The sequence below is a fragment of the Rhizobium herbae genome (genome assembly GCF_019511375.1).
Lineage (GTDB): Bacteria > Pseudomonadota > Alphaproteobacteria > Rhizobiales > Rhizobiaceae > Pararhizobium > Pararhizobium herbae_A.
In genome coordinates this window covers 273,107-285,211 of the sequence record NZ_JAEUAO010000003.1, presented here as the reverse complement: position 1 = coordinate 285,211, position 12,105 = coordinate 273,107, and the positions used below count along the sequence as shown (strand labels likewise).

Below are 12,105 nucleotides of genomic sequence, written 5' to 3'. Positions count from 1 at the left end.
ATTGTTCATGCCGAAATTCGCGGCAAACCTGACGATGCTTTTCAACGAGGCGCCGTTCCCCGATCGCTTCGCGCTCGCCGCCAAGGCCGGGTTCGAGGCGGTGGAATACCTCTTTCCCTACGACTTCGACGCCGACGCGCTGAAGACTGCCCTCGATGCCAATGGCCTGACCCAGGTGCTGCACAACCTGCCGGCCGGCGACTGGGCCGGCGGCGAGCGCGGCATCGCCATCCTGCCCGACCGGGTGGACGAGTTCCGCCGCGGCATGGCTTCGGCCGTCGACTATGCGACGGCGCTCGGTTGCACGATGGTCAATTGCCTCGCGGGCATCGCACCGGCCGGAACTTCGCACGAGGTGCTGCGGGCAACCTTCGTCGCCAATCTCAGGCTGGCCGCAACCGAACTCGGCAGGCACGGTATCCGGCTTTTGATCGAACCGATCAACCGCTTCGACATTCCCGGCTTCTACCTCAACACCGTCGAACAGGCAGCGTCGATCATCGCGGAGGTCGGCAGCGACAACTTGTTCATCCAGTACGACCTTTATCACCAGCAGCGGACCGAGGGCGAACTGATCGGCACGTTCCGCAGATACCAGGATCGCATCGCCCATATCCAGCTTGCCGACAATCCGGGCCGCAACGAGCCGGGTACCGGCGAGATCAACTATCCCTTTGTATTCGAGGCTCTCGAAGCCGCCGGATATGACGGCTTCATCGGCTGCGAATACAAGCCGCGCACGACGACCATTGAAGGGCTCGGCTGGTTCGCGCAGACGAGCCGGAAGCCGCACAGCGCAGACATCATCAAGATCAGGAGCTAAGCATCATGGCCACAATCGGCTTTATCGGACTGGGTATCATGGGCACGCCGATGGCGCGCCATCTGCAGGATGCCGGCCACACTGTCGTCACCTCGAAATTCTTCGTGCCCCCGAAGCAGGAGCTGGTCGACAAGGGCTTGATGTTTGCGGAAAACCCGAAGGCGCTGGCTGAGGAGGTCGACGTCATCATACTAATGCTCCCGGACACGCCGGAAGTGAAGGACGTGCTGTTCGGCGAAAACGGTGTCGTCTATGGCCTGTCGAAGGGCAAGCTTGTCATCGATATGAGCTCGATCTCGCCGATCGAGACCAAGGAATTCGCCAGGAAGATCCGCGAGACGGGCGCCGAATATATGGACGCGCCGGTTTCGGGCGGCGAGGTTGGCGCCAGGCAGGCGTCGCTGTCGATCATGGCGGGCGGCACGCAGGAAAGTTTCGAGCGGGCGCTGCCGCTGTTCAAGCTGATGGGCAAGAACATCACGCTGGTCGGCGATTGCGGTGACGGACAGGTGACCAAGGTCGCCAACCAGATCATCGTCGCCTTGACCATCGAGGCCGTGTCCGAAGCCCTCGTCTTCGCCTCCAAGGCCGGCGCCGACCCGGCGCGGGTGCGCGAAGCGCTGATGGGAGGGTTTGCCTCCTCGCGCATCCTGGAAGTGCATGGAGACCGCATGATCAAGCGCACCTTCGATCCGGGTTTCCGCATTTCGCTGCACCAGAAGGATCTGAACCTTGCGCTGCAGGGGGCAAAGTCGCTCGGCATCTCGCTGCCCAATACGGCGGCAACGCAGGAACTGTTCAACAACTGCGCCGCCAATGGCGACAGTGGCCTCGATCACTCGAGCCTCGTCAAGGCTCTTGAACGCATGGCAAACCACGCAGTCGCCTGACGAACCGGCCGGGCGGCAAGGAGGACTGCCGCCCGGTCTTTCTGATCTGTGAGGATATGAAGAATGCCTGCGATCGAAAACCCCAGGACCTTTCTGGAAACACTCTTTCATGCGGCGGTCGCGGCAGCCGATCCGGCCAAGGTAGTGGCGGCGAACCTGCCGGAACGACCGAAGGGCAGGACCGTCGTGATCGGTGCCGGCAAGGGGGCCGCCCAGATGGCGCAGGCATTCGAACGGCTGTGGGACGGCCCGCTTTCAGGTGCAGTCGTGACGCGCTACGGCTACGCCGCCCCCTGCGAGCGGATCGACGTGCTGGAGGCATCGCATCCGCTGCCGGATGAAAATGGATTAAGGGCATCGCGAAGGCTACTGCAAGAGGTAGGTGCGCTTGGCGAAGACGATCTCGTTGTCGCGCTGATTTGCGGCGGCGGGTCAGCGCTGCTGCCGATGCCGGCGGATGGGCTCACGCTGGAGGACGAGATTGCCGTCAACCGTGCACTTTTGGCCTCAGGCGCCCCCATCAGTGCGATGAATGCGGTGCGCAAGTACGTTTCCGGGATCAAGGGCGGCCGGCTGGCGGCTGCGGCTTATCCCGCAAGGGTCGTGTCATTGGTCGTGTCGGACATTCCTGGCGACGATCCCGCGCTCGTTGCTTCCGGGCCGACGATTGCCGACACCAGTACGCGCGAGGACGCGCTGAAATATATCGAGCGCTACCGGCTGGACCTGCCGCAGAGGATCATGGATGTCATCCGCGGCGGCGGCTCCGCCGCACCGCGACCGTCCGATATGCGCTTTGCGAGAAATACCGTCCGGCTCGTCGCTTCGGCTGCGGTTTCCTTGGAGGCGGCGGCAGCGGCGGCGCGTGCAGCGGGTGTCGCAACCGTCATCCTTTCCGATGCCATGGAAGGGGAGGCGAGCGAGGTCGGACGCGTTCATGCCGCGATCGCGCGGGAAATAGCCGTGCGCAACCGGCCGTTTCGCAAGCCAGTCGTCATCCTCTCGGGTGGCGAAACGACCGTAACAATGAAGGACAAGGACATGCGCGCGGGCAAGGGCGGACGCAACAGCGAGTTTCTTTTGTCGCTGGCGCTCGGCGTCGATGGCCTCCACGGGGTGTCGGCACTTGCAGCGGACACGGATGGCATCGACGGGTCCGAAGACAATGCGGGGGCGTTTGCGAACGGCGCGTCCATCGCCCGGCTCGCCGCACTCGATATCGATGCGGCGGCGCTTCTTGACGGCCATGACAGCTGGTCCGCCTTTGCTGCCATTGGCGATTTATTCACGCCAGGCCCGACCGGCACTAACGTCAACGACTTTCGTGCTATCCTCGTTCAATAACTCCATGCCGGGTCGAAAATCCGGAACCAAAAAGCGGTTTGCCGGTTTGTCTCCTCATGGAATTCAATGATACGAGGATCAAGGCAATGCTGAAATCTCTGACCGCCGCTATGCTCGGCACGGGGATCGATCCGCAGCATGGCGGAGAAAGCCTTGTCGATTTCGAATGGCGCCACCGGGTTCTCATCATCTTTCCCGGCGATCATCCCGACGAAGCGAAGCGCCAGGCAGACAGGCTGCTGGCTGAAACGGAAGGACTGCGCGAGCGCGACCTGATAGTGCTGGAGGTCGGCCACGACGACGTGAAGGTTCTGTTCGGACCGCATTATGATCTCAACCCCCATGCCATCCGCTATGATCTCGATGTCGCCGATGGCGACTTTGCCCTGGTGCTTGTCGGGATGGATGGGTCGGTCAAGCTTCGGGCGAACCAGGTGGTGCCCGTCTCGACCATCTTCGAACTGATCGACCAGGGACCCGCACTGGAAACCCCCGGCTGAAGCTCGTCACCTGGCATGCAGCCACGCGAGGATGCCGCGCGCGGCGGTGCGACCGGTGGCAAAGCAGGCCGTCAGCAGATACCCACCGGTGGGCGCCTCCCAATCCAGCATCTCTCCGGCAGCGAAGACGCCGGGAAGCGCCTTGAGCATATATCGCTCGTCGAGATCGTCGAGACGGACACCGCCGGCCGATGAAATCGCTTCGGCGAGCGGGCGCGGCCCGAGCAGCGGTATCGGCAGCGCCTTGATCGATCGCGCCAGTCGTTCCGGATCGGTGGCGTCGGGCGCGAGTTCCCGCAGCAAGGCGGATTTGACGCCCTCCAGCCCGGCGCCCTTGCGCAGGCGGTTGGAAAGGCTGGCCTTTGCCTCCTGCCGCGCGAGGTCTTTCGCCAGGCGTTCGATACTTCTTCCCGGTGCGAGATCGATGACGAGCATCGCCCGGCCGTCCCGGCTCAGCCGGTCGCGCAAGGCAGCCGCATGCGCGTAGACAAGGCTGCCTTCGATGCCATGGGAGGTGATGACGAATTCGCCGGGAAAGGTGCCGGCGTCGGAGGTCGTGGCGACCGCTTTCAGCGGCGCACCGGCGAAACGGTCCTTGAAGACGTCGCTCCAGGCCACGTCGAAGCCGCAATTGGCGGGCTGAAGGTCGGCTATTTCAACGCCCTTGTCGCGCAACAGCGTGGTCCAGGAACCATCGGAGCCCAGCCGCGGCCAGCTGGCGCCGCCGAGGGCAAGCAGTGTGGCGTCGCTGCGGACAATTGTTCTTCCATCTGGCGTTTCAAAGACGAGACCATCGTCCGCAAAACCCGTCCAGCGATGGCGCGTGAAGAGCGTCACGCCTTGCGCCTCCAGCCGCCCGAGCCAGGCACGCAGAAGCGGCGATGCCTTCATCACTTTCGGGAAAACGCGGCCCGACGTGCCGACGAAGGTTTCCGTGCCGAGCCCGGACGCCCATGCCCGCACGTCCGCGGGAGTAAAGGCATCGAGCGCGGGGCGCAGTCGCTCGCACGCGACGCCGAAACGGCTGGCGAAGCGCTCGTAATCCTCGGAATGCGTGATGTTCAGTCCGGACTTTCCGGCGAGCAGGAATTTGCGGCCAAAGGTCGGCATGGCTTCATAGACCGTGACCGCATGCCCGGACAGTGACAGCACCTCCGCTGCCGCCAGCCCTGCCGGCCCGCCGCCAATGATCGCGATCTGCTTTGCCGTCATGTGTTTGTCCAGTGTCGAATCCTGCCGTCTCGTCTTGGAGCCTATGGCGGTCTCGCGCAAGGGCAATGGCAGGCCCAATGGGACGGCATTGCAATCCTAACAACGATTCCGCACCACGATTTTTGCAAAACGTGCGTCCAAGCCCCTGTCTTGGTTCGGAAATTGTCGGGCGGGTGTGATAGTGTCGAAATCGGTACCGGCGAAATCGAAGAGGAGTCCATTGGCCGGCCCAATTCGATCGCTGCGGCCCGGGAGGAGTGCAGGTGTTCGCCAAGTGCGCCGGCGACGCCGCGGTGGGTGTCGTCTGCGTCTCACCCGTGGGGACCGCGAAGACGGCGTGACGTGATAGGGGAGGAGACCCGATGTATTCAGGCGGTTTGAGCTTTGCTCTGGGCGAAGAGATCGAGATCCTGCGCGACACCGTGCGCCGATTCGCCGGCGAGCGCATCGCGCCGCGGGCGGCCGACATCGACCGGGACAACAGCTTTCCGGCGCCGCTGTGGCGGGAAATGGGTGATCTCGGGTTGCTCGGCATCACCGCGGATGAGGCCTATGGCGGCAGCGGGCTTGGCTATCTTGCCCATTGCGTCGCCATGGAGGAAATCAGCCGCGCCTCGGCGTCGGTCGGTTTAAGCTACGGCGCGCATTCCAATCTCTGCGTCAATCAGATCAACCGCAACGGCTCGGATGCGCAGAAAGCCCGTTATCTGCCGAAGCTCATTTCCGGCGAGCATGTGGGCGCGCTGGCGATGTCGGAACCCGGCGCCGGCTCCGATGTCGTTTCCATGAAGCTCAGGGCTGACAGGCGCGGCGACCGCTATGTGCTCAACGGCAACAAGATGTGGATCACCAACGGCCCGGATGCCGATGTGCTCGTGGTCTATGCCAAGACCGATCCGCAAGCCGGCGCGCGCGGCATCACTGCGTTTCTCATTGAAAAGACATTTGCCGGTTTCTCGACCGGCCAGAAGCTCGACAAGCTTGGGATGCGCGGCTCCAACACCTGCGAACTGATCTTTGCGGATTGCGAAGTGCCGGAGGACAACGTGCTGGGAGCCGTCGGCGGTGGCGTGCGGATCCTGATGTCGGGGCTGGACTATGAGCGCGTCGTGCTTTCGGCGGGGCCGCTCGGGATCATGGCCGCTTGCCTCGACGCGGCACTCCCCTATCTGCATGAAAGAAAGCAGTTCGGTCAGCCGATCGGAGAATTCCAACTGATGCAAGGCAAGATCGCCGACATGTATGTGACGCTGAACGCGGCGCGCGCCTATGTCTATGCCGTGGCGGCAGCCTGCGACCGGGGCGAGACGACACGCAAGGATGCTGCCGGCTGTATCCTCTACGCCGCTGAGCGGGCAACGGCGCTGGCGCTCGAAACCATCCAGGTGCTGGGCGGCAACGGCTATACGAATGATTATCCGGCGGGCCGGTTGCTGAGGGACGCGAAACTCTACGAGATCGGCGCGGGAACCTCAGAGATACGACGCATGCTGATCGGCAGGGAGCTGTTCGGCGAGACGGCATAGCACCAGAGGCACGGATCGGGCCGTTGCTTCAGATATAGGGGGACCACTACCGGATGTTGGGTCGATCGGGGGATGAATGGCTGTTCTGAAATCGCAGATTTCAACGTCTACGGAGGCATTCCGCGCCAACAGCGCGGCGATGGCCGAAGCGATGCGCGTGGTGGAAGAGGCGGCGCTTTTGGCAGCTGGCGGCGGCGGCGAGGTGGCGCGCGACCGTCATGTCAGCCGCGGCAAGTTGCTGCCGCGCGAGCGCGTGGCCCAGCTGCTCGATCCGGCAACACCGTTCCTTGAAACGGGCATGACCGCCGCCCACGGGCTCTACAATGGCGATGCGCCGGCAGCCGGCCTGATCACCGGCATTGGCCGCGTTTCCGGCCGCGACTGCATGATCGTCTGCAATGATGCGACGGTCAAAGGCGGCACCTATTATCCGATGACGGTGAAGAAGCATCTGCGGGCACAGGAGATCGCCGCCGAAAACAACCTGCCCTGCATCTATCTTGTCGATTCCGGCGGTGCCAATCTGCCGAACCAGGATGAGGTCTTTCCCGACCGCGACCATTTCGGCCGTATTTTCTACAATCAGGCCAATATGTCGGCCGCCGGCATTCCGCAGATCGCCGTCGTGATGGGTTCGTGTACGGCGGGCGGCGCCTATGTGCCGGCGATGTCGGACGAGGCGATCATCGTCGAGGGGCAGGGCACCATTTTTCTGGCCGGCCCACCGCTGGTGCGCGCGGCGACCGGCGAGATCGTCTCGTCGGAGGATCTCGGTGGCGGAGACGTGCATACGCGACTTTCCGGCGTCGCCGACCACCTGGCGCGCGATGATGCGCATGCGCTCGCTTTGGCGCGCCGCGCCGTCGCCAACCTCAATCGGCCGGTGATTACGACCGTGGAGCGGCAGGCGCCGGAGAATCCGATCTACGATCCCGACGACATAGCCGGCATCGTGCCGTTCGACCTGCGCACGCCCTATGACATTCGCGAGGTGATCGCCCGCATGGTCGACGGCTCGCGGCTTGACGAGTTCAAGGCGCGCTACGGCACGACGCTGGTCTGCGGCTTTGCCCATGTGCACGGCATTCCCGTCGGCATCATCGCCAATAACGGCGTGCTGTTTTCGGAATCGGCGCTAAAGGGCACGCATTTCGTCGAATTGTGTTCCCAGCGCAAGATTCCGCTCGTTTTCCTGCAGAACATCACCGGCTTCATGGTCGGGCGGAAATACGAGACGGAAGGCATCGCCAAGCACGGCGCCAAATTGGTGACGGCAGTGGCGACGACGAAGGTGCCGAAGATCACCATGCTGGTCGGCGGCTCCTTCGGTGCCGGCAACTACGGCATGGGCGGCCGGGCGTTTTCGCCGCGCTTCCTCTGGACCTGGCCGAACAGCCGGATTTCGGTGATGGGCGGCGAGCAGGCGGCGGGCGTGCTCGCCACCGTGCGCGGCGATGCGCTGAAGCGGGCAGGCACCCCCTGGAGCGAAGAAGACGAGGCGAAATTCAAGCAGCCGGTGCTCAACCTGTTCGAGACCCAAAGCCATCCTCTCTATGCTTCGGCACGGCTTTGGGACGATGGCATCATCGATCCGCGAAAGAGCCGCGACGTGCTGGCGCTCTCCCTATCGGTGACCTTGAATGCACCGATCGACGATACCCGTTTTGGCCTGTTCAGGATGTGAGGAGACGACAATGAAACGCGAAGCTTTCAATGCCAAGAATGCCCCTCAACCCCGGGGCGGCTATTCGCAGGCCGTCCGGCTCGAGGATTTCCAGCGGTTGCTGCTCGTCAGCGGCCAGATCCCGGCGTCGTCCGACGACGTCGTGCCGGCGGGCTTCGAGGCGCAGGCCCGCCAGGTCTGGCTCAACGTCGATGCGCAGCTGAAGGCCGCGGGGATGACGAAGGCGGATATCGTCAAAGTGACGACCTATCTTGCCGACAGGCATCACACCTCGGCCAATCGCGAGATCCGCAGCGAGTATCTCGGCAGCCTGGCGCCGGCGATGACGGTGGTGATCGCCGGTATTTTTGACGGGGCCTGGCTTCTCGAGGTCGAAGTCGTGGCCGCGCAGTAACCGGGATACACCATGTTTTCGAAGATACTCATTGCCAACCGCGGTGAAATCGCCTGCCGCATCATCCGCACGGCCAAACGCCTCGGCATCCGAACGGCAGCGGTCTATTCCGATGCCGACGCCGGTGCGCTTCACGTGGAAATGGCCGATGAGGCCTTCCGCATCGGCGGCGCCGTTGCCGCCGAGAGCTATCTTTCGATCGAGCGCATCATCGGTGTCGCGCAACGGTGTGGTGCCCAGGCGATCCACCCGGGCTATGGGTTCCTCTCGGAAAATGCGGATTTCGCCGAGGCGGTCGAGGCGGCGGGAATGGCCTTCATCGGGCCTTCCCCAGCGGCCATCCGGGCCATGGGTTTGAAGGATGCGGCCAAGGCGCTGATGGAGCAATCCGGCGTACCTGTCGTTCCAGGATATCATGGGGACAATCAGGACACTGCCTTCCTGACCGAAAAAGCCACCGACATTGGCTTCCCCGTTCTGATCAAGGCGCGGGCTGGCGGAGGCGGCAAAGGCATGCGACGGGTCGACCGGCCGGAAGATTTCGGTGCGGCGCTCGACGCGGCGCGGCGGGAGGCGGAAGCGGCCTTCGGTGACGGCGCCGTGCTGATCGAGAAATATCTGCAGCGGCCCCGCCACATCGAAATCCAGGTCTTCGGCGACCGCGATGGCAATGTCGTGCACCTGTTCGAGCGCGACTGCTCCTTGCAGCGACGGCACCAGAAGGTGATCGAGGAGGCACCGGCACCGGGCATGACGGCCGAGATGCGCATGGCCATGGGCGGGGCGGCCGTTCGGGCGGCGCAGGCAATCGGTTATCAGGGAGCAGGCACGGTCGAATTCATCGTCGACGTCTCCGATGGGCTGCAGCCGGACAGGTTCTTTTTCATGGAAATGAACACGCGGCTGCAGGTGGAACATCCGGTGACGGAAGCGATCACCGGCCTCGACCTGGTCGAATGGCAGCTGCGGGTGGCAAATGGCGAGCCTTTGCCGAAGCGGCAGTCCGAGCTTGCGATCGACGGCTGGGCCTTTGAGGCACGCGTCTACGCCGAGGATCCGACGCGCGGATTCATGCCGTCGACCGGCACGCTGTGGCATCTGAGCTTCCCGGAAGACGACGTGCGGATCGACGCGGGCGTCCGCCAGGGCGATCGCATCAGTCCCTATTACGATCCGCTGATTGCAAAACTCACAGTGCACGGCGCGACCCGGGCCGCCGCGCTCGCCCGGCTGACGGAGTGCCTGAGACAGAGCCATATCGGCGGCGTCGCCAACAATCTCGAATTCCTTCGCCGCCTGAGCCAGCAGCAGGACTTTGCAGCCGGCCATCCCGACACCGGCCTGATCGACCGGGAGGTCGAGACCCTGGCGGTGACTGAAGCGCCCGATGCGGCAGCGGTGGCGCTGGCGGCGGTTCTGTCACTTGGCATCCTGCGGAAACGGGCCGCCGACGATCCCTGGCTGTCGCTGGGCCACTGGCAGATCTGGGGGCAGGCGACGCGCACGGTGACGCTTGATCATGGTGGGGAGCGGCATGACTTGCGTGTGGCAGCGCGAGGGCTCGATCTGTTTGCGGTTCATATCGGCGGCCGCGTCCTGCCCGTGCGCATTTTTGGCCGCTTCGACGGGGGCTGTCATGCCGAGGTCGACGGCAGGCAGCTCCGCTTGCTGCTGCTGGAGACCCCGCACGGTCTGACTCTGCTGCTTGACGGCCAGGCCCATGATTTCCACCTGCCTGATCCCCTGGATGGCGAAGCCGAAAATGCTGCCGGAACCGACCGTGTCGTTGCGCCCATGCCGGGACTGGTCAAGCTGGTGCGCGTCCAGGCGGGAGACGCTGTTTCCAAAGGTGACGCGTTGGTCGTCATGGAGGCGATGAAGATGGAACTGACGCTGAAGGCAAGCCGCGACGGCGTCGTCGACAGCCTGAATGTCGCCGAGGGCGACCAGACGGCCGAGGGCACGGTCCTGTTGTCGCTGAAGCCCGAGGCCGCGTGATGTCACGAACGGATACAGGCGGCGCGTCGAACCGCGTCTCGATCGTCGAGATGGCGCCGCGCGACGGGCTACAGAACGAGAAGGTGCCGATCGATACTGCAGACAAGATCAGGTTCGTCGACCTCTTGTCGGCTTGCGGGTTCGAGCGAATCGAGGTGACGAGTTTCGTCAGCCCGAAATGGGTGCCGCAGCTGGCCGATGCAGCCGATGTCATGGCCGGGATCTCACGCCGACCGGGGGTGCGCTACACGGTTCTGACCCCCAACATGAAGGGGTTCGAGGCAGCGCTTGCAGCCGGCGCGGACGAGATAGCGATCTTTGCCTCGGCGTCAGAGGGGTTTTCGCGGCACAATATCAATTGCTCCATAGCGGAGAGCATCGAGCGGTTTGTGCCGGTGGCAAAGGCCGCACGGAAGCACGGCATTGCGATGCGCGGCTATGTCAGTTGCGTGGTAGAATGCCCATATGAAGGCGCAATTGCCCCGGCGAGCACTGCCGATGTCGCGGCACAGCTCATGGAGCTCGGCTGTTACGAGATCAGTCTCGGCGATACGATCGGCCGAGGGACGCCGGAGGCGGTCGACCGCATGTTGACGGCGGTGCTGGCGACGATCCCCGCGGCCAGGCTGGCAGGACATTTTCACGATACGTCGGGACGGGCGCTCGACAATATCGGCGTCGCGCTGGATCACGGCATCCGCGTGTTCGACGCTTCGGTGGGCGGCTTGGGCGGCTGCCCATACGCACCGGGCGCCAAGGGCAACGTCGATACGCTGGTGGTCGATCGCTATTTGAAAGGCCGCGGGTTCGAGACGGGTCTCAGCGAAGGCGCGCTCGCAACGGCTGCGGAATTCGCGCGCGCGTTGAGGAGTTTCACATGACGTTCAAGACGATTCACCTGTTTGTCGATGACCGGGGCGTGGCGCGCCTGACGCTTGGCCGCCCGGAGAAACACAATGCGCTCTCGGCCGCGATGATCGACGAGTTGACGGATGTGGCAGGGCAACTGCAGATCGACCGGTTCGTGCGCGTCGTCGAGGTGACCGGTGAGGGCACAAGCTTCTGCGCCGGTGGCGATCTCGGCTGGATGAAGGCGCAGGTCGAGGCCGACCGGGCGACACGGATGGCGGAGGCGCGGCGGCTGGCGCAGATGTTCAAGGCGTTGAACGATCTGGAAAAGCCAGTCATCGCCCGCGTCCACGGCAATGCCTTTGGCGGCGGCATCGGCCTGCTTGCCGTTGCCGACGTTGCGATTGCAGCGGACACGGCGAAATTCGGGCTGACGGAAACCCGGCTCGGGCTGATCCCGGCGACCATCAGCCCCTATGTGGTGGCCCGCATTGGCGAAGGCCACGCGCGGCCGCTGTTCATGTCCGGCAAGATCATCGGCGCGCATGAGGCGCATGCGGCCGGGTTGGTAACGCGCGTGGTGCCGATGGCCGTGCTCGACAAGGCGATGGAGGCGGAGATACAGCCTTATCTGCAGGTGGCTCCCGGCGCCGTCGGACGCGCTAAGGCCCTGGCACGATCGCTGGGCATGCGGATCACCGACGCCGTCATCGAAGCGACGATCGAACGTCTGGCAGACAGCTGGGAGACGGCTGAGGCGAAGGAGGGCATTTCGGCCTTTCTGGAGAAGCGGGAGCCGAGCTGGCGGACAAGCGGCTGAAGGTCGCCAAGTGGAAAGAGGGCTCACTCAAGGGACGCCGATGCCGACTGGCTGACCAGTCAGCG

The 12,105-nt window shown here is 63.9% G+C and carries 11 protein-coding genes; 10 read left to right on the top strand and 1 reads right to left on the bottom strand.

Translation table 11 applies throughout. The features are described 5' to 3' along the window. Nucleotides 1–7: 7 nt before the first annotated feature. The 4 genes from hyi to JNB71_RS14365 all read left to right on the top strand — a co-directional run bounded on the left by hyi (nucleotide 8) and on the right by JNB71_RS14365 (nucleotide 3,557). Nucleotides 8–823 (top strand): hydroxypyruvate isomerase, encoded by an 816-nt coding sequence (gene hyi, locus JNB71_RS14380; RefSeq protein WP_220372491.1) that lies wholly within the window; start codon nucleotides 8–10, stop codon nucleotides 821–823. Between the two features lie 5 nt (nucleotides 824–828). Further along, on the top strand, nucleotides 829–1,713 hold the full coding sequence (locus JNB71_RS14375; RefSeq protein WP_220372490.1) for a 2-hydroxy-3-oxopropionate reductase: 885 nt from the start codon (nucleotides 829–831) through the stop codon (nucleotides 1,711–1,713). Nucleotides 1,714–1,776: 63 nt separating this feature from the next. Then, the gene (locus JNB71_RS14370; RefSeq protein ID WP_220372489.1) at nucleotides 1,777–3,057 is read left to right on the top strand and encodes a glycerate kinase type-2 family protein; all 1,281 of its coding nucleotides are present in this window, start codon (nucleotides 1,777–1,779) and stop codon (nucleotides 3,055–3,057) included. Nucleotides 3,058–3,143: 86 nt separating this feature from the next. Continuing rightward, on the top strand, nucleotides 3,144–3,557 hold the full coding sequence (locus JNB71_RS14365; RefSeq protein ID WP_220372488.1) for a DUF4174 domain-containing protein: 414 nt from the start codon (nucleotides 3,144–3,146) through the stop codon (nucleotides 3,555–3,557). 6 nt (nucleotides 3,558–3,563) lie between these two features. Here JNB71_RS14365 and JNB71_RS14360 read toward each other — a convergent pair whose 3' ends face one another. Beyond that, complete coding sequence (locus JNB71_RS14360; protein ID WP_220372487.1) at nucleotides 3,564–4,769, bottom strand: TIGR03862 family flavoprotein; 1,206 nt, start codon at nucleotides 4,767–4,769, stop codon at nucleotides 3,564–3,566. 362 nt (nucleotides 4,770–5,131) lie between these two features. Between JNB71_RS14360 and JNB71_RS14355 the strand changes: the two genes are divergently transcribed. The 6 genes from JNB71_RS14355 (at nucleotide 5,132) to JNB71_RS14330 (ending at nucleotide 12,040) form a co-directional block, all read left to right on the top strand. After that, nucleotides 5,132–6,295, top strand: a complete 1,164-nt coding sequence (locus tag JNB71_RS14355; RefSeq protein ID WP_220372486.1) for an isovaleryl-CoA dehydrogenase — start codon at nucleotides 5,132–5,134, stop codon at nucleotides 6,293–6,295. 76 nt (nucleotides 6,296–6,371) lie between these two features. Continuing rightward, nucleotides 6,372–7,979 (top strand): carboxyl transferase domain-containing protein, encoded by a 1,608-nt coding sequence (locus tag JNB71_RS14350; protein ID WP_220372485.1) that lies wholly within the window; start codon nucleotides 6,372–6,374, stop codon nucleotides 7,977–7,979. A gap of 10 nt (nucleotides 7,980–7,989) precedes the next feature. Next, nucleotides 7,990–8,373: a RidA family protein gene (locus JNB71_RS14345; RefSeq protein WP_220372484.1), complete on the top strand. Its 384-nt coding sequence runs from the start codon at nucleotides 7,990–7,992 to the stop codon at nucleotides 8,371–8,373. A 12-nt stretch (nucleotides 8,374–8,385) separates the two neighbouring features. Beyond that, nucleotides 8,386–10,371: an acetyl/propionyl/methylcrotonyl-CoA carboxylase subunit alpha gene (locus JNB71_RS14340; RefSeq protein ID WP_220372483.1), complete on the top strand. Its 1,986-nt coding sequence runs from the start codon at nucleotides 8,386–8,388 to the stop codon at nucleotides 10,369–10,371. Then, nucleotides 10,371–11,252: a hydroxymethylglutaryl-CoA lyase gene (locus JNB71_RS14335; protein ID WP_220372482.1), complete on the top strand. Its 882-nt coding sequence runs from the start codon at nucleotides 10,371–10,373 to the stop codon at nucleotides 11,250–11,252. Before JNB71_RS14340 ends, JNB71_RS14335 begins: the two co-directional genes overlap by 1 nt. Continuing rightward, nucleotides 11,249–12,040 (top strand): crotonase/enoyl-CoA hydratase family protein, encoded by a 792-nt coding sequence (locus JNB71_RS14330; protein ID WP_220372481.1) that lies wholly within the window; start codon nucleotides 11,249–11,251, stop codon nucleotides 12,038–12,040. Before JNB71_RS14335 ends, JNB71_RS14330 begins: the two co-directional genes overlap by 4 nt. The last annotated feature ends 65 nt before the right edge of the window (nucleotides 12,041–12,105 follow it).

What these genes read in the sequence shown, in the direction of transcription:
- hyi (WP_220372491.1), top strand. Translation starts at nt 8, where the DNA reads ATGCCGAAATTCGCGGCAAACCTGACGATGCTTTTCAACGAGGCGCCG.
- JNB71_RS14375 (WP_220372490.1), top strand. Translation starts at nt 829, where the DNA reads ATGGCCACAATCGGCTTTATCGGACTGGGTATCATGGGCACGCCGATG.
- JNB71_RS14370 (WP_220372489.1), top strand. Translation starts at nt 1,777, where the DNA reads ATGCCTGCGATCGAAAACCCCAGGACCTTTCTGGAAACACTCTTTCAT.
- JNB71_RS14365 (WP_220372488.1), top strand. Translation starts at nt 3,144, where the DNA reads ATGCTGAAATCTCTGACCGCCGCTATGCTCGGCACGGGGATCGATCCG.
- JNB71_RS14360 (WP_220372487.1), bottom strand. Translation starts at nt 4,769, where the DNA reads ATGACGGCAAAGCAGATCGCGATCATTGGCGGCGGGCCGGCAGGGCTG.
- JNB71_RS14355 (WP_220372486.1), top strand. Translation starts at nt 5,132, where the DNA reads ATGTATTCAGGCGGTTTGAGCTTTGCTCTGGGCGAAGAGATCGAGATC.
- JNB71_RS14350 (WP_220372485.1), top strand. Translation starts at nt 6,372, where the DNA reads ATGGCTGTTCTGAAATCGCAGATTTCAACGTCTACGGAGGCATTCCGC.
- JNB71_RS14345 (WP_220372484.1), top strand. Translation starts at nt 7,990, where the DNA reads ATGAAACGCGAAGCTTTCAATGCCAAGAATGCCCCTCAACCCCGGGGC.
- JNB71_RS14340 (WP_220372483.1), top strand. Translation starts at nt 8,386, where the DNA reads ATGTTTTCGAAGATACTCATTGCCAACCGCGGTGAAATCGCCTGCCGC.
- JNB71_RS14335 (WP_220372482.1), top strand. Translation starts at nt 10,371, where the DNA reads ATGTCACGAACGGATACAGGCGGCGCGTCGAACCGCGTCTCGATCGTC.
- JNB71_RS14330 (WP_220372481.1), top strand. Translation starts at nt 11,249, where the DNA reads ATGACGTTCAAGACGATTCACCTGTTTGTCGATGACCGGGGCGTGGCG.